The sequence below is a fragment of the Weizmannia sp. FSL K6-3076 genome, from assembly GCF_038007245.1.
In the GTDB taxonomy this organism is placed as follows: Bacteria; Bacillota; Bacilli; order Bacillales; family Bacillaceae_C; genus Weizmannia; species Weizmannia faecalis.
In genome coordinates, this window is record NZ_JBBOWU010000001.1 from 2,920,137 (window position 1) to 2,937,071 (window position 16,935).

Annotated in this window: 10 protein-coding genes and 6 pseudogenes; 4 read left to right on the top strand and 12 right to left on the bottom strand. The window is 39.5% G+C overall.

The features are described from left to right. Positions 1-27: 27 nt before the first annotated feature. Positions 28-1,044, bottom strand: coding sequence for a hypothetical protein (locus NSS95_RS13850; protein ID WP_340713989.1), 1,017 nt, complete (start codon positions 1,042-1,044; stop codon positions 28-30). Then, positions 1,044-2,879 (bottom strand): annotated as a pseudogene (locus NSS95_RS13855) (type I restriction-modification system subunit M); the annotation flags it as partial. The gene NSS95_RS13850 and the pseudogene NSS95_RS13855, both read right to left, overlap by 1 nt. A 198-nt stretch (positions 2,880-3,077) precedes the next feature. Here NSS95_RS13855 and NSS95_RS13860 point away from each other — a divergent pair. After that, entirely contained in the window at positions 3,078-4,388 is a 1,311-nt protein-coding gene (locus tag NSS95_RS13860; protein WP_014095824.1) for a transposase family protein, read from the top strand. A 194-nt stretch (positions 4,389-4,582) separates the two neighbouring features. On the opposite strand, the pseudogene NSS95_RS13865 reads toward NSS95_RS13860, so the two are convergent. From NSS95_RS13865 to NSS95_RS13880, 4 genes and pseudogenes are all read right to left on the bottom strand, one after another. Continuing rightward, positions 4,583-5,323, bottom strand: a pseudogene (locus NSS95_RS13865) (N-6 DNA methylase); the annotation flags it as partial. A 324-nt stretch (positions 5,324-5,647) separates the two neighbouring features. After that, positions 5,648-5,956: an N-6 DNA methylase gene (locus NSS95_RS13870; protein ID WP_071452125.1), complete on the bottom strand. Its 309-nt coding sequence runs from the start codon at positions 5,954-5,956 to the stop codon at positions 5,648-5,650. 309 nt (positions 5,957-6,265) lie between these two features. Continuing rightward, positions 6,266-6,463: a hypothetical protein gene (locus NSS95_RS13875; RefSeq protein ID WP_035189966.1), complete on the bottom strand. Its 198-nt coding sequence runs from the start codon at positions 6,461-6,463 to the stop codon at positions 6,266-6,268. 152 nt (positions 6,464-6,615) lie between these two features. Further along, positions 6,616-7,260, bottom strand: coding sequence for a LysE family transporter (locus tag NSS95_RS13880; protein ID WP_017551178.1), 645 nt, complete (start codon positions 7,258-7,260; stop codon positions 6,616-6,618). 384 nt (positions 7,261-7,644) lie between these two features. On the opposite strand from NSS95_RS13880, the gene NSS95_RS13885 reads away from it, so the two are divergent. Further along, positions 7,645-8,118: a glutathione peroxidase gene (locus tag NSS95_RS13885; protein WP_017551179.1), complete on the top strand. Its 474-nt coding sequence runs from the start codon at positions 7,645-7,647 to the stop codon at positions 8,116-8,118. A 272-nt stretch (positions 8,119-8,390) separates the two neighbouring features. Here NSS95_RS13885 and NSS95_RS13890 read toward each other — a convergent pair whose 3' ends face one another. Both NSS95_RS13890 and NSS95_RS13895 read right to left on the bottom strand, forming a co-directional pair. Beyond that, the gene (locus NSS95_RS13890; protein ID WP_017551180.1) at positions 8,391-8,879 is read right to left on the bottom strand and encodes a PTS sugar transporter subunit IIA; all 489 of its coding nucleotides are present in this window, start codon (positions 8,877-8,879) and stop codon (positions 8,391-8,393) included. 552 nt (positions 8,880-9,431) lie between these two features. Next, a pseudogene (locus tag NSS95_RS13895) lies at positions 9,432-10,262 on the bottom strand (6-phospho-alpha-glucosidase); the annotation flags it as partial. A gap of 109 nt (positions 10,263-10,371) precedes the next feature. On the opposite strand from NSS95_RS13895, the pseudogene NSS95_RS13900 reads away from it, so the two are divergent. Then, a pseudogene (locus NSS95_RS13900) lies at positions 10,372-11,415 on the top strand (IS1380-like element ISBco2 family transposase); the annotation flags it as partial. Here NSS95_RS13900 and NSS95_RS13905 read toward each other — a convergent pair. The 4 genes and pseudogenes from NSS95_RS13905 to NSS95_RS13920 form a co-directional block, all read right to left on the bottom strand. Then, the gene (locus tag NSS95_RS13905) at positions 11,390-12,001 is read right to left on the bottom strand and encodes a YqcI/YcgG family protein (RefSeq protein ID WP_013860496.1); all 612 of its coding nucleotides are present in this window, start codon (positions 11,999-12,001) and stop codon (positions 11,390-11,392) included. The pseudogene NSS95_RS13900 and the gene NSS95_RS13905 sit on opposite strands and share 26 nt — an antisense overlap. Before the next feature lie 276 nt (positions 12,002-12,277). After that, positions 12,278-12,852: pseudogene (locus NSS95_RS13910) on the bottom strand (tyrosine-type recombinase/integrase). Positions 12,853-13,043: 191 nt separating this feature from the next. Next, positions 13,044-15,179, bottom strand: coding sequence for a heavy metal translocating P-type ATPase (locus NSS95_RS13915; RefSeq protein WP_014097067.1), 2,136 nt, complete (start codon positions 15,177-15,179; stop codon positions 13,044-13,046). After that, positions 15,172-15,540, bottom strand: a complete 369-nt coding sequence (locus tag NSS95_RS13920) for an ArsR/SmtB family transcription factor (RefSeq protein WP_013860499.1) — start codon at positions 15,538-15,540, stop codon at positions 15,172-15,174. Before NSS95_RS13920 ends, NSS95_RS13915 begins: the two co-directional genes overlap by 8 nt. 149 nt (positions 15,541-15,689) lie before the next feature. On the opposite strand from NSS95_RS13920, the pseudogene NSS95_RS13925 reads away from it, so the two are divergent. Next, positions 15,690-16,851 (top strand): annotated as a pseudogene (locus tag NSS95_RS13925) (IS3 family transposase). The last annotated feature ends 84 nt before the right edge of the window (positions 16,852-16,935 follow it).

Genomic DNA, 16,935 nt, shown 5'->3' on the forward strand with positions numbered 1-16,935 from the left:
CTGGAATTTTTGTTTATTCAGCAAACCCTAATTATATACATTTAATTCATCACGATTGATTTTTGGCATTCCTGTCCGAGATGAAACAGATACTGAATATTTATAAAAGTCCTTAGTCTGTAGTATAGAATACAAGAAATTTTGTACCACTCCGTTCTTTGCATTCAATATATAAGAATCCGCACTGGCAAGCCCTTCACATGGCGCAATTGCATACTTTCCAAGCTGCGGATTAATCTTTCCATAGATTATATCACCTTTGTAAAAATGAAATTTTCCACTTATTAAATTGCTATCTTTAACTTTTAGTACATTATCTAAAATCTTCCCTGTAAATGACTCAATGTTTCCTGGACCAATATGTGGTAATTCATCATAAAGCCCTGTCCTTGGATCTACCATATTTGTAGATATATCTACAGTATCTTCCCACTTCCGCTGTTCCCAAGCTTGCGTAAATCCTGCAAATCTTCGTTTTGGCACACGCTCACCTTCAGCGGGAAACATTTCAGAAAGATAAGCGGATTTTAATGTTTTCATTTTTTCTAACTTACACTGATGAAGGGTGATAAGGTGATCGAGGTTCTTGAAGAATGCGCCAATTTTGACTTGCTCTTCAACGTTCTTGGTTATCCAAGCACCTTGATTTTTAAGTATTGTGAAGTGACGTTTATAGCCTTGTGGTTCAGGTTTATATCTTTCTAGTAACGAAAACAGAAAGTCACCCTCAAGACCATCTGCACTCAATATTTTTACTCCATCAGTCGCAATAAAGAACGGTTTAGTCGGTTTGTAAAGCGATACTGTATGATCGCCAAACAGCGTTACATCCCGATAATTTTCAAAAGGTGTTCCATTAGTATATCCAGCAACCGGCCTATCTCCTTGTTGAATTACTTCAAAGTCTCCCTCAGCATTGGGCTCCGCTAAATATGGTCTGAATTGATGTGTTTTTACCACTTTCCCCAACTTACGCTGTTCCCAAGCGGAAGTATTTTGAAATTCCTTAAATCGCCTTTTTGGCACCATATTTTTTTGTTCCATTATTCTTCCACCACCAATTCACTCATCATGGCTTCAAGTGTTGATTCTGAGTCTCGAATTTCTTCATCAATTGCTGACAAGGTATCAGCATAACGATCATGCAACATTTGCAATGTGTCCAACTCTTTTTTTATCGGTTTCCATACCAAACCAACTATAGCATCCACCATATTGCCGAACCATTTTTCATACATCAGGTTGTCGATTTCTTCGTTTGTCAAAGTCAAGATACGTTCTTGCACGGATTCTTTGAGTGCTTTTTCATCCGCTTTCACGGCTTTGTTAAGCGCTGATTTATCTGCAAATAATGTTTCAACTTTTTTCAGTAGATCATATTCAACGGTTTCCTTGCTTGCCTTTTTTAACGCGGCCTTGATTGATTTGCTTTCAAAAGCCTCACCTGCTTCATTCAAGCACTCGCCTAAAGCATTGGCTTCATCGCTATCTTCCTCTTTCGCAGCCTCAACCAATTCAGATAGCTCCGTTTCAATCTCCTGAATGCGGGCTTTCTTTGATTCAATTTCTTTTCGTTCATCACCGTATAAATTTTTTTCAATCAACTCATTTGGTACAATACTGCCAATCCAACCGTCTTGCTCTTCACGTTTTTTATTACCGGATCCTTTCGTTACCATATTGGGCTCACGTGTGCGTCCCGCTGTATAGAAATCACTTAACGCAATGATTTCCGTATCATGTGTCAGTGTATTTTTCCATATCTCTGCCACAATTTGGTAGCCGTCATACACATCAATATATTGGAAGGATGAAAGAATCTGCTTGATTTCAACCAGCATGTCGTTCATTAACTGCGTCAAATTACTGCTTTTGCCAACATTTCGCAAAACGTCCCAGTATTTATCGATATAGTTTTTTGTTTTGCTTTCGATTTCTTTTGATATTTCAACAATACGAGCATCACTCAATACATCATTAGAAATTTCCTCAACAGGTTTTAACAGTTCGACATATCCTTCACGAATTTCTTTTAAGGATCGTTTCAAAACATCTGGCACGGTAGACTGTAAAACCTTCAAGTCGTCAATGTTCTTTTGTGGAATGCCGCCGAGTAGATGAGCATCCACATCGTGCGGAATTTCTTCTTCATTCGCCTGGATATAGCGAGGAATGTTCATGTTATACTCATTTTCCATTATCTCCTCACGTGTCGCTAGGTGACTGTACCCTTCCTCTTCTCTACGTTCAACATATGTATCCACAATTTTTGCAATGTCCTTTTCTTGCAGGACATTTTGTTTTCCAACTTTAATAAAGCTATGAGATGCGTCAATGATTAAAACAGGATCGTCAAATTTTCGGTTCTTCTTCAAGATGATGACGACGACTGGGATACCTGTATTGGTAAATAAATTACTTGGCAAGCCGATAATGGCATCGATGTAATTTTTTTGAAGCAATCGTTTGCGAATTTCGCCTTCTGCTGAACCACGGAACAGCACCCCATGAGGCAAGACAATCGCCATCGTCCCGTTTTGTCCTAAGTGGAATAATCCATGTAATAGGAAAGCAAAATCCCCTTTAGAATCTGGTGGCAACACTCCAGCAACTTCAAAACGAGGGTCACTAACTTTTAACCCTGATCTGTTCCAATTCTTCGCTGAATATGGCGGATTCATCACCACTGCATCAAATTGCACGCCTTCATTCGGGCGTTCTGGATCTTCTGGCCAGTCTTGGGAAAGTGTATCACCATTTTTAATGGTCATCTTTTCTGGCCGAACACCGTGCAGCAATAAATTCATACGGGTTAGGTTATAGGTTGCTGTGTTCTTTTCTTGCCCGTAATAGCTCAGATTCTTTTGTGCATCTTCATCAGCTCTGAGGAGTAAAAATTTTTCGTGATAATTTAAGTATCCCCCCCAAAAATACGGCCAAATATGTAATAATTTAAATAATTAGAGCTTGCTGGACGAATATTTTGGCATGGCTTAGTGACAAGTCGAATACAAGCTAAAATTTGATTCGTTCAGCAAGCCCTAATTAAACTTGGCTGTTTTGAGGGGGTTTTTATTTTGGTTACTAGAAAAGAAAAAAGAAATCGTGAAAAAGAAGCAAATTATTTTTTCGAGTTCCTTAAAATTCAGAAGCATTTTTTCAAAGACCTGATGAATAACCTAAAAAAGGTAGCAGACCACCGACATCAAAGCTATATCACTTATGGTCCAGAGGTCCTTTTATTTACGATGATGTTGAAAAATATGACCGGCCTAAAATCCATGAGAAACATGAGTGAGCGTTTTAATAAAGAAGAATGTATTAAAAATGTAGGGAAGGTGTTAGGCTTAGATTCTCTTGAAGAACTTCCACATTATGATACAATTAACGACTTTTTATCTGGCTTAGATGTAAATGAATTAGAAAAAATTAGAACGTATATGATTAAAGAATTATTGAAAAAAAGGTCTCTCGAGTCTTATCGAATTGAAGGAAAGTACTGGGGTGTCATCATTGATGGAACTGGATTACACACCTTTCATGAGAAACATTGTAAACACTGCCTGAGACGGGCATATACAAATAAAGAAACAGGAGAAACGAACGTACTTTATATGCACCATGTACTTGAAGCCAAGCTTGTCGTGGGGGATATGGTCTTCAGTATTGCCTCCGAATTTATCGAAAATGAATCAGAAAATGTTTCTAAGCAAGATTGTGAATTAAAAGCCTTCGACAGGCTGGCAAAGAAAATAAAAAAAATATTTAAAAGACTACCGATTTGTATCTTGGGAGATAGTCTCTATGCATGTGAAACGGTATTTAATCTGTGCAGGGCGCACAAATGGAAATATATATGCAGATTTAAGGAAGGGAGAATTAAAAGTATCTCGACGGAGTTTAAGGCAATAAAAGAGCTGGAACAAAGTAAGGATCAGAATTCATTAGTTTGGGTGAATGATATTGCCTACAAAGACAGAACGGTCAATCTGATGGAGGCCACAATGAAAACAGAGGATGGGAAATCGAAAGAGTATGTATTTATAACGGATATTAAAATCACGAAAAAGAACGTGGAACGACTCATCGCTGCAGGAAGAAGCCGCTGGAAGATTGAAAATCAAGGATTTAACGAACAAAAAAATAATCGTTACAATATAGAACATGCCAATAGCCAAAACTACACAGCCATGAAAAATCATTATTTATTAGTTCAAATAACAGATATTATTAGACAGCTGTTTGAAAAAGGTTCGTCAATCTTAAAAGCACTCAAAAAAACGGCAAAAGAAAAATCCTCAAATCTGTTGGAATCGTTTCGGACACGCATTTTAACAGACGAGGATTTCACCCATTTAAGTAAGCCAATACAAGTAAGGTTTACTTAATGGTTATATTATAGCAAAGGATGTGATGTAAAAAAAGGTTTTTTTGAAGTTATCCACAATTTTAAAAAAGAAATTTGCAAATTCGGCTCTTTTTGACTTTGAAAGCAGAAAAAATAGATGGAAAAATTTTCTAAATGTGGATAAGTCATTTTATCATAAAACATCTAAAAATTGATGAATTTACTCTTCAGAGCTGCATCTTCATCTAAGTGCTTTCCAACTGTTAAAAGTAGCGACCCAGAGCCAACAGTCGGGTCATAGATTGACTTGATATCTGATGTTCTCGCTACAATTTGTGCCATGACTTCGCTGACTTGTCGTGGCGTGTAGAATTCCCCAGCTTTCTTTCCTGACTCCATCGCAAACTGTCCGATGAGGTACTCATACGCATCACCCAGTACATCGCCTTTTTGCAATGCTACCATGTTCAAGTCTGCAAACAGCAAAATCAGTGCCTTAATATTTTTGCTCCGTTCGTTTAAATTGCTGCCTAATGCCGTATCCGTTAAATCAAGCGTTGAATTTGAGAATAGTCCTTGAAAGTCATCCGAATCGCCAGACACGGCAATCGTACGCTCAAAGTGATTCAAGCTATCTATTACTTTTTGGACTTCAAAATCACCCGAATTGATATCTTTTATCCAAGTCTGATAAAGATACTCAGGAGAGACATAATAACCGAGTACGTTTTGAATCATTTGCTCTAGCATTTCGCCGTATTCTGCTTTTGCCTTTGTGTATGCTTCAACCAGCTCCAACTCAGACATTTGCCCGATGCCACTGGCCACTTTGAATGTTTCCAATGTCTTATCGCTCAAAAACTTGTAGAACATTAATCCAAGCATATAATCTTTGTAACGGCTGGCATCCATTGAACCACGTAGTTCATTTGCCCCATCCCATAATCTACGTTTAATTTCTTCTGATGTAATCAAGTTGTATCCCCCATTTGTTATATTTCTCGAATCACATATTGGCTGTATCAACGTCTAAGTCTAAATCAAATTCCATCGATTCATCCAATTTTTCTTGAAACATGTTGATATATATTGCAAAAAATCCTCACATGACGTGCAAACTTATTAGTATATCCATATTAATATGCCAGCTGTGGATCATCATTTTTCTTCCAAGCTGATTGTTGTGTGCTTTTTATTAGTACAGCTTAATATGCTTCTATTATATCAAAAATGGATTTCCTTCAATGAAAAATCTTGGTTCATCATAAGTTTTCATCTTACACCTCCATAAGATCTCCCTTACAGCGCTGTAATGACACCTAATTCCATTACCGATGAAGCTTTTATTTGTACCGGAAATACCCAGTTGGCCCTCGCGTTTATTTCCTGTCCAACCAGTTTTATTTTGCAACCATTTTCTTTTGCATAGCGGTAAGCATATGCCAAGAGGCGTCCGGTTCCAAAGCTTCCGTCATAGACTGTGCCTTCCTGAATGTTCAGCAGTAATGGAAGCAGTTTAGCGATAACTCGAGGAGTTATAATCTCTGCTCCTGTCTTTCCTGACCTGTGGACGATCAAGCAATTCATCAAATATTTCGGCATAATCATCTGAATTTGGTCTTGGATACTGATTCACAACTGTCGCAAACTGGTACAAAGCAGCGTCATCTAATTGCTCCGAAATTCGAACCTCTTGGAATACATTTTGCAAAAAGGGAATTTTTTCTTCGATCGTCTTTAAACTTTCTTGTAGTCGTTTTTTAATCCATAACCATTAAGCGTCATTTGGCTCCATAAACTGGATTCAGGAATTCCCGTTGCCAATTTGTCACTGCTTTCAATGTACAAATGTACCAAGGTAACGCAAGACCCGCCACCGCAAAAAAGCCCTCACTCTTAAAGAGTGAAGACCCGTTTTCAATGCATGCCTTTCCATTCTCCCTGGTTTTTGGAGGATTTCATTTTTTTTGCTTTTTCTTTGTGCATGCGATTGGCTGCCGCGCTGCCTGCCCCATCGCCCAGCTGCTGCAATTCCCTTGAATACTCGGAATCGGTTTTGGCTGAGTCAAAGCCTTCTTTGTTCTTTTGTTCGGCACCGTGCTTCCGTTTTGGCATATTCATCCCTCCTTCACCTCTAGTATGGGAATTGAAAAAGCAAATATGCGAAAGCAGGCATTGCGGAAGCGGCTACTTTTTTCTAAAAAAGAAAAAAGCCTTTTGTATGGCCGTAAGCGCGATGACTTCATGTAGCATCCTAAACCACCTGGTTATTCGTGGCCGATGCCTACTAAATACAAACTTTTCACGGCTTGATACCCGAAATGTATGCCAAATCCAATTAAGGCAATCCCGGCAATGACAGACAGCCATTTTAAAAAACGCTGATGAACAAATTTTCTTCCAAAATGAACGGAAGAAGCTACCGTTATATCCCAGGCAGCTATCCCAATAAAAATCGCGCTGCTGTAAAGTAAAGCTTTTCCCGAATTTACCGTATTTAAAATTGTGGTTAAAACCGACCCATAAATGCCAATCCAAAATATAATATTCAGTGGATTAGAGATCGCAATCAAAAAGCCTGACAGAAAAGATTGCAGCAAATTTCCTTTCTTTTTCTCCTCTGATATGGTGATTTCTCTAAAAGCATCTCTAATGCTCTCATAGCCTAAGTATACGAGAATGATACACCCGAAAATCCACATAATCAGCTTTGCAACTGGTGTAGTTAAATATGTAGATACACCGAAATAAATCAAAAACATTAAAACAACATCGGCGGACATCCCGCCCAAGCCGACAAACCAGGAATGCAAAAAGCCTTTCTTGATCCCCCTCTTGACCATTTCGATCGTAATGGGGCCAACCGGCACTGAGAGGGAAAGCCCTAAAACAATGTAGCTAAAAATATTCATGTGTTCACCTTTCTCCCTGCAATTAAAACTCCATCCGTCTCTGACAGCTAACACTGCCAACCGTTGTTTGTTAAAATGGCATCTTCATTTGCCGCTGATCAAAAAACGGGCACCATCATCCCCCCCTTAAAAAAGTATGTATCTTCATACACCTATTTTAATATTTATCCGGTCTGAAATAAATCATTTTTTGCAATTTTTTACCACTCCACTCATTTACTTTCACACCTTGAACAGTTGGTGTTGGAACCTATTTTGATATCGCCCTAACAACAGAGCCACAAAACCAGGCCGTGATATAACCATCCCATCATTTGACATGTCCCCACATTCACTTTACGATAATGACAAGAAATAAAATTTCCGGGGAAAAGGAGACTGATTATGTCCATTTATGACTATTCTTTTGAACGGCTTACTGGAGGCGAGGAAGAGTCCTTGTCCGAATATAAAAACCAGGTGCTGCTCATTGTCAATACGGCAAGCAAATGCGGATTTACACCTCAGTATGAGGGGCTTGAACACCTTTACGAAAAGTACAAAGACAAGGGGTTTGCCGTGCTTGGCTTTCCGAGTGACAGTTTTATGAAACAGGAGTTTGACGAAAGTGAAAAAATTGCAGCATTTTGCAAAGCCAACTACGGCGTAACATTTCCGTTGTTTAAAAAAAGCAAAATGAAGGGGAAAGAAATGAACCCGCTGTTTGCCGAACTGCTCGAGCAGACAGGCGAGAAGAAAATTACATGGAATTTCAATAAATTTCTCGTCGACCGGCACGGCCACGTCATTGGCTATTACGGATCGCGGACAAAGCCGGAAGACCTGGAGGAAAAGATCGAGGAGCTGCTGCAGGCATAAACATAAAAAAAAGCGGGAAGTTTCGGCATCCCGCCCGTATCGCTACGCTTTTCTTGCCCGAGCATTTGATATAGCATAAGAACATATCCTTTTTAATGGGAAGACATCGTTCTAAATGTATCCGTGCATTTAGATGGGCGTGTGTCTTCCCATTTTTCATCTGTATAAATTGAACAAAATATCGCAGCTCTGTTGCCTGCTGTAAAAAGTAGTCATCGTCGCAAATGGGTATCTTGATGTAAAAACTTAAGTTCATTTTATCTGCAAGAAAACTATTTCATTTTCACCGTCAACAATACCGATTCGCCGCGTTTTACCGATGTTTCAGTCGTTTTGGTTAACGTGTCCACGGCATCGAAATTGGTGATGACAACAGGGGAGATGATGCTTTCCGCACGTTCCCTGATTTGTTCAAGGTCAAAGGAAACCAGTTTATCACCGGCTTTTACACGATCCCCCTGTTGAACAAAGCCTTCGAACCCTTCTCCGTTCAAAGCAACGGTCTCCATGCCGATATGAATCAATATTTCCAATCCGCTCTTTGTTTTCAGCCCGACCGCATGCTTCGTTGGGAAAAACTGGACAATTTCCCCATCCACCGGTGAGACCACAACGCCTTCATCCGGCTCAATGGCAATGCCATCCCCGATCATCTTCTGGCTGAACACCTCATCCGGCACATCTTCTATTTGAACAACCTTCCCGCTCATTGGCGCAACAAGTTCCTCCACTGCAGCTTTTTTTGAAAAAAGTTTAAACATATGCTTCCCTCCCGTATTTTTTGAATACCCTTACTTTAACATAACAAGGAAAAAAATGGTGGTCCTGCATCACCCGGAATACCCGTATGAAAATGAGCTGCTGTTTGAAATCATTTGCCTTGTTCCGGGGGTTTTTTAACCAGTTAGCACCAATCCTCGAGCTTCCACGCTTCATGAAAAAGGCGAAAAGCTCGCATTCCTTTTCGCCCCTTCCATTATTTCAATCCCGGCCGGTATACCTCATTCAACCTTCGCACTCCGGACCGTTTTTGAGAAAACCAACGCCTGCCGTCCCGCTTGACAGCCGCCTTAAATGTATATGTTTCACGGCCCTTTATTCATTCCCGGCAGTATTTTGGTTGCCTCAAGTACCCGGTTCGTTTAAAAGGAAAGGCTTTCGCTGTCCCACAATTGTTTGACAGCGCCTGCCATATAAGCTTATACAACTCATTATTCCATCCCCGGCTGGTATTCCGAATCTGGTTCGTTTTTAAAAGGGCCAGCGATGCTACGATGTTTGGCAGCTGCCTGCCGCATAAACCTGCGCGGCTGTTAGTGCAATTCCGGCCAATATTCTTTGTTGGCTTCGATTAAATCATCCAGCAATGCTTTTGCGACTTTTGCGCTTGGCACGGTTTTTGAAAGGGTCAGCGCCTGCCACAATTTTTGATAGCTGCCTTCGACATAAGCCTGCACGACCAATTTTTCCACGGTGACCTGCTGGTACATCAGCGCCCGTTCAAATTCCGGGATTCTGCCCTGGCACAGCGGTTCCGGGCCGTCCGTGCCGACAATGCACGGGACTTCCACCATCGCATCATCATCAAAGTTTGCGATTGCGCCGTTATTTTCCACAATCATGACCATTCTTTCATGCGTATTGTAGGCAATCGCACGGGCAAGATCGACGATAAATGTTGCATGGCTGCCGGCAGAAAAAGATTCCTTTTCAGCGGTCCCTTTTTCAACGATTCTTTGAGCAGCGGAGAACACCTCTTTTTCCCGTCCGTCGATGACTTCGTTTGCCCTCGTGTAATGGATATCGGAATGTTCCACCACATAATCCGGGTAAAAGTAATATTTCAAGTACGTATTCGGCAAAAATCTCGGATCGACCGCCAAAAGATCTTTCGCTTTTTTGTGCGTTTCCTGCCAGCTTTGGTCCATATGCTGGGTATCCACTTCAACCTGGGTCAAATAACCATGTTTCGCGACATAATCGCGGATCTCCGGCAAATATTCATGGCCTTCTTTATCTTTAATACTCGTCCACCAGCCGAAATGGTTCAGCCCGAAATAGCGCACATCCAAATCTTTCGGCTGTTTGCCAATGATTTGCGACATTCTCCGCAAAGTCCCGACCGGCATATCGCAAATATTTAATCCCAGATTACGAAAGTAAAATAGTAATTTAAAATAAAAAAGTGCCCCATCCTCTGGTATAATTGATTTTGAGAAAAAAACAATAACCAAGAAAGGGGGCACCTTTAAGGTGAATTATATCATTCCTGTCTCAAGAATTAAATATGAATTCAATTTAAAGAATAGTACAAAATTTAGTGGCATCCTCCCATTTCTGCAATTTCTGGAACGGATGAAAATCCAGCAGACTTTCCGGGGGTTTGATTGCTTAAAGAAAGACAATGCCAAATTTCCTCTAAGTAAAATATTTGTATATCTGATTGCGGGCTGGATGGCAGATTGCTCCCGTATGTTTCATTTTCAATCACTCCAGAATGACCCTTTGATTCGTGCTTTCTTAGGAGGAAAATGCCCGCATTATACGCTTTTAAGCAAGGATCTATTAAGGTTGGAGAAAATCGAGGATGCTGCCATAGAATTCAAAGAACGGGTGATGGACATCATCGAACCATGGCTGGATTCCGATCTCATTCTTGACTTTGATTCAAGTGTCGAAACGGTTTATGGAAACCAGGAGGGAGCGAAAATCGGGGTGAACCCCCATAAGCCGGGCAGAAAAAGCTACCACCCCCTTCTCGTTTTTGAAGGAAAATCCCATCTTTGCTTAAACGGTGTGCTAAGACCGGGAAACGTCCATTCAGCTGACAACGGAATTGAATTTGCCGAGGAAACCTATCGATTGCTTTCCGCTCAGTACCTTATCCGGTACGCCCGTTTTGACAAGGGATTTGGCGGAGAAAAGTTTTACAGTTATTGGGAGCAGCGGAAGATTAACTACGCCGGCAAACTGAAATGGACATCAAGATTGAAAAAGTATGTTGAAAACGACAATTCTCCGTGGATCCGGTATGTTGATGATGAGCTGATTGTTATAGAGGGAAAAACAGTCTACTACCAAGCAACTTCCTGGGAAAAGCCAAGAAGAGTTGCGGTCATCCGAAAAGCTGACAAGTATGAGGAAGACCAGCTTCAATTGTTTGATTTTCTCTGGGATTATGAAGCCATTGTGACAACGATGGACTGGGAACCTATGGATATTTGGAGATTTTACAATCAGAGAGCCTGTCTGGAAAACTATATCAAAGAGTCTAAATATGGTTTTTCGATGGACAAGACTGTTGACCCAATTTCGTATCAGCCGTAATATCGTCAAGTGTACCACGAGGTTGCATCGTAATTTCAAGACCATTAGCAGTAAATCTACTTTTCCTATCCGAATAAAACGGCGCCCGGCAAACTAAAAAGATGGGTTCTCCTCCAAAACAAAACTCCCATTCAGGATGATTTGGATCTTTTGGAATTTCGGAAGGCCAAGGTTCCGGATCATTTTCATTCAAAAATTTAACAACATTCCAAAATTGTTTTTTATAGTCTTCTGCTCGCAATTCATTTTCTGAAGGTTTAAAAAAGATAACTAGTGTCGTTCTTTTACCTATAGATTTGTAGCTTTTTATGTATTCATAAACTCCGTCTCTAATATTTAATAATTCATGCGTATCGTAAGCCGATTCAGCAAATATATAACGAATAAGCCCATTTTTTTCTGCTTCTACTGCAAAATAACAAGGATATGGAGCAGAATCATCAAGTAACGAGTTTCGAAAATCAGAATAGGTGGTAATCATCCATTCCTTTAGAATACCTTTTTCCATTCCCTCTTTGATTTTTTCTTGATCCAAAAGTGAACTAATTTTAATCATTAAGCTTCCCCCCTTTTTTACCAACCGTGTGTATGGTGATAATAATAAGATAATGCCAATTATTGAAAAATTTATATTATTTTACAATATTTTTGTGTTTTTGACAATTTTTTCAACATTGCAGCCTAATAATGGTGGGTGCGCGCAGGAGATGTATGCCTTCGAGACTAGCAAACTGAAATAAGATTTGCGATCAGATTCGTAGAAATAAAAAAGAATAGCTACAAGCTATTCGGAGTAAAATTTTTGGACTGTCATTTTGTACAGTCCGAATTTTTATTTATCCTGAAACACGCTAAAATGTTTCAAGACATTTTGAGTTTCTTCTTCTGTGATCCCGATATAACGGAGAGTAACAGAAGGATGAGAATGGTTCAAAATCTCTTGCAACATGGCAATATCCTTCGTGGCTTTATAAAACCAATAGCCAAATGTTTTTCTGAGCGTATGATTACCAACATGCTCTACTCCGGCAAAATCAGCCGCCTTTTTCAGCTGGCGATAAGCCTGTGTCGGTGTAATCGGCCGGTTTCCTTTCCTGGATGGAAAGAGCCACTCACTGTCTAATCCAGCTTCGTATTCATACACTTCCTCAAAACAATGGCCAATATAAATATCGCGGATTTTTTGGGTTTTTCCTTCTTTTACTCGTAAAACCTTCTTTTTTTGTTTTTCAGCCTCAGAATCGCTTCAGTTTTGATTTTAAGCAGGTCTCCAACCCGTAGGCCTGTTTCACACCCTAACACAAATAAAATGTAATCTCGGGGCAAACAGTGGCGTTTTAACGCCCATTTCATATCGTCTAATTGCTGCTGACTACGGATTGGCTGCACATTTTTTGGTGTCGTCATCTTTTCTCCTTCCCTTTAAAAATCAACGATTTGAATGTACGATTTTGTAGGATGTCTCAATCCTATCGAAGAAAAAGGGAAAAGACAAGAGAATAAGCGAAAATGAATGTATGTTTTTTTTATACAAATTCATACATTGAACGAAATAAAAAGACCACCTTAGGTAAGATGGTCTTTTTCCTTGTTATTCATCATTCTTTAACCTTCAATAACCTTAAACTGTTTAGCGTTACAAGTAATGTTGCTCCCATATCGGAAAATATCGCTATCCAAAGCGTTAACCAACCGGGGATTACTAACAACAATGCTACTAATTTAATTGCTAAAGAGAATGTAATGTTTTGTTTGATGATAGATAAAGCCTTACGACTTAATTTGATGGTATATGGCAATTTACTTAAATCATCAGACATTAACGCAATATCAGCTGTTTCTAATGCTGTATCGGTTCCAGCTCCTCCCATCGCAACACCAACAGTTGAAGCTGCAAGAGCAGGTGCATCGTTCACACCATCACCGACCATTGCGACACCTTGATTTTTCCCTCGAAGTTCTTTAATGAAATTTAATTTATCTTCTGGTAGCAAATCGGCCTTAATATCAGAAACACCTACTTCTTTTCCGACGACTTCTGCTGTTCTTTTGTTATCACCTGTAAGCATAACAGTTTTTTCAATTCCAATTTGATGAAGTTTGCGGATCACGGATTTCGATGATTCTCTTATTTCATCAGCAACAGCAATAAACGAAAGAATTTCTTTTTCCGTTCCTAACACTATCACCGTTTTCCCTTGTGTTTGCATCTTTTCAATTTTTTGTTTTTTATCGTTTTCGATACTACCGTGCAATTCTTCAAAAAGAGTTGAACTTCCTACATAATACATTTCATTATTTACTTTCGCTTTTACGCCTTTACCTGTAATGGATTGAAACTCTTCAACCGAAACTCCATTAATATTCAATCCATTTTCTTCTGCTTTTCTTATAATGGCTGTACCAAGTGGATGCTGGGAACCCTTTTCGATGGCAGCTGTAATCGTCATCAACTCATTTTCATTTCCACCAAATGTCACAATATCTGTAACCGCTGGAATACCTTTTGTAAGTGTACCTGTTTTATCAAAAGCAATAACCTTTAAGTGACCTGCTTCTTCTAAATGAATCCCACCTTTAATTAAAACACCGTTTCTTGCCGCATTTCCTATGGCAGTAACTACTGCAACTGGAGTTGAAACAACTAAGGCACAAGGGCAACCAACCACTAATACAGCTAATCCTTCATATATCCAGTAACTCCAATCTCCTCCGAATAATAACGGTGGAATAATCGCAATTAATGTAGCCAAAATGATGATAGCTGGTGTGTAATATTTTGCAAATTTATCAACAAATGCTTGAGAAGGTGCTTTCTCTGCTTGAGCTTCTTCTACTAAATGAATAATTTTCGATAATGTGTTATCTTCAACCCGTTTGGTTACTTTTACTTCTAATAATCCTTCTTCATTTAATGTGCCAGCATAGACCTCATCATCAATGGTTTTGGTTACTGGAACACTTTCTCCAGTGATAGCAGCCTCATTTAATGTGGATGTACCCTTTATAACTATTCCGTCCATCGCTAATTTTTGCCCAGGCTTGACGATCATAATATCACCGATTTGAATATCCTCCACGTGAACCATTATTTCTTCATTTTCACGGCGAATTAACGCTTCTTTTGGAGCGATATCCATCAACATTCCAATCGATTGACGAGCTTTATCCATTGAATAACGCTCTAAGGCTTCGCTAATGGCGAAAAGGATCACAACGGTTGCTCCTTCACCCCATTGTCCAATCAACGCGGCTCCTATTATGGCGATCGTCATGAGCGTATCCATATCGAATTTAAATTTACTTAAATTTCTAAGGCCTTCAATAAATAAGGAATATCCACCTATTAAAATCGATGCAGCATATCCAATCGTAGGGATAATATTATTTTCACCAAATTGCCTTCCTAGGAACCAACTAATAATGAGCAATGCAGCCGAAATATAAACCTTAATATTTTCTTTTTCCTTCCAAAAAGGCTTATACTCTATCCTTTGTTCTTTTTCATCCTGAATCTTTAAATTCTCAAAGGCCCCTGCTTTTTCTAATTCTTCAATCGTTGTTTCACCATAAACTGTAATTTTGGATGCTCCAAAATTTACTTTTGCGTCCTTTACACCTTCTAAATTTTTCACGTTATTTTCAAATTTGGCTGCACAATTTGTACAAGATAATCCTTGAACGCGATAGGTTTTCATTTCTTGTTCAGATGGTAAGGTTTGTTGATTAGACATTCACTTTCACTTCTTTCTTATGGGCTAAAGCAATCGTGATTAATTGTTTAATATGTTCATCTTCCAGTGAATAAAATGCCATTTTTCCTTCTTTTCGATATTTCACTATTCCTTGTTTATGAAGAGTCCGTAAATGATGAGAAGCTGTTGCGACAGAAGAACCAATAATGTTGGCAACATCACACACACACAATTCGTCATCCTGACAAAGTGAAAAAACGATTTTTGTTCTGTTTTCATCTGCAATGGCTTTAAATAATAGGGCAACACTACTTATATCGTGTTTAGCTAATTCGCCTTGTATTCGATTCACTTTTTCTTCGTCATAACAATAAATTTCGCAAGTGTCTTTGGTGCTCATTAATGTCACCTCTTTATATTCAAATGTTCATTTGAATATATTGTACCCCTTTCCTTTTGATAGTCAAACATTTATTTGAATTGATGCTAGTATAGTTTCATGGACACCCTTTAGTGAAATATAATATTAACGAAGGGATGTGTCCTGATATGGGTAACACAAGCGAAAAACGTAAAAGTTATCATGCTGAATTTAAAGAAATGGTGGTTGAGCTTTATCAAACTGGAACACCAGTAAAACAGATCTGCAGCGAATATGGCCTGTCTGAAACGACAATCTACAAATGGATCAGAAAACAAAAACCGGTTAAGCTGGATGACGGGAGCTCTTTTACCCCGGAAGAATTTCTGAACCTGCAAAAAGAATTGCACCGGCTGAAAGAGGAAAACGAAATCTTAAAAAAAGCTATGGCCATATTCGCAAAGAAGTAGATCAAACCACTGTTATATCCATGATTGACGAGATAAGAGCCAAACACCATTATGACCTTAAAACCATGTGTACGGTCCTTGGCGTGCCGAGAAGTACCTACTATCAATCCAAACAAAAAAAGAGTCAAAAACAAAACGGGAAAACCGGGAGTTGACAGACAGAATACGAAAAATCCATACGGAAAGCAAGCAGAGGTACGGAGCGCCGAAGATCCGCCATATGCTTGAAAAAGAAGGGCTCAAAGTCAGCCTGAAACGGGTTCAGCGTTTGATGAAGGCTGCAGGCATTTATTCCATTATCAGAAAAAAGTACCGTCCCCATTCCAATAAGGGCAAGATGGAAGAACACGATAACCTGCTGAACCAGGACTTCTCAACGACAACCATCAACGAGAAATGGGTTACGGATATTACGTATATTCATACTTTGAGAGACGGTTGGTGCTACCTGGCTTCCGTAATGGATTTACATTCCAGAAAGATTGTCGGTTACGCTTTTGACCGCCACATGACGACTGAACTGGCTTTAAAGGCAGTAGAAAACGCTTATCAGGCACAACGTCCAGGTCCGGGATTGATCTTGCATTCTGATTTGGGATCCCAGTATACAAGCGAGAAATTTGCAGAATACATGGAAAAGAAGCAGTTCAAACACTCCTTCAGTAAAAAAGGTTGCCCATACGATAACGCCTGCATTGAGTCTTTCCATGCAATTCTGAAAAAGGAAGAGATCTACAGAGTCAACTATTTGAACTTTCAAGCTGCCAGAAGAGCCTTATTCGAATTTATAGAAGGCTGGTACAATCGGAAACGGATTCATAGCTGCTTGGGCTATATGACGCCACAAGAAACAGAAGACAGTATCAAAGGGGCAGCGTAGTGCTCTTCACAATTTTACAAGCATCCGCTTTACATGGAGTGGCGGGTGTGGCAGGCTTGTTTGCCATGCGAAAGAAATCATTGC

Excerpts from the sequence above, each read along its gene's own strand:
- NSS95_RS13915 (WP_014097067.1), bottom strand. The coding sequence starts at position 15,179 with ATGTCTAATCAACAAACCTTACCATCTGAACAAGAAATGAAAACCTAT.
- NSS95_RS13880 (WP_017551178.1), bottom strand. The coding sequence starts at position 7,260 with ATGAATATTTTTAGCTACATTGTTTTAGGGCTTTCCCTCTCAGTGCCG.
- NSS95_RS13850 (WP_340713989.1), bottom strand. The coding sequence starts at position 1,044 with ATGGAACAAAAAAATATGGTGCCAAAAAGGCGATTTAAGGAATTTCAA.
- NSS95_RS13890 (WP_017551180.1), bottom strand. The coding sequence starts at position 8,879 with ATGTTTAAACTTTTTTCAAAAAAAGCTGCAGTGGAGGAACTTGTTGCG.
- NSS95_RS13875 (WP_035189966.1), bottom strand. The coding sequence starts at position 6,463 with ATGCCAAAACGGAAGCACGGTGCCGAACAAAAGAACAAAGAAGGCTTT.
- NSS95_RS13920 (WP_013860499.1), bottom strand. The coding sequence starts at position 15,540 with ATGAGCACCAAAGACACTTGCGAAATTTATTGTTATGACGAAGAAAAA.
- NSS95_RS13870 (WP_071452125.1), bottom strand. The coding sequence starts at position 5,956 with ATGATTATGCCGAAATATTTGATGAATTGCTTGATCGTCCACAGGTCA.
- NSS95_RS13905 (WP_013860496.1), bottom strand. The coding sequence starts at position 12,001 with ATGATTAAAATTAGTTCACTTTTGGATCAAGAAAAAATCAAAGAGGGA.
- NSS95_RS13885 (WP_017551179.1), top strand. The coding sequence starts at position 7,645 with ATGTCCATTTATGACTATTCTTTTGAACGGCTTACTGGAGGCGAGGAA.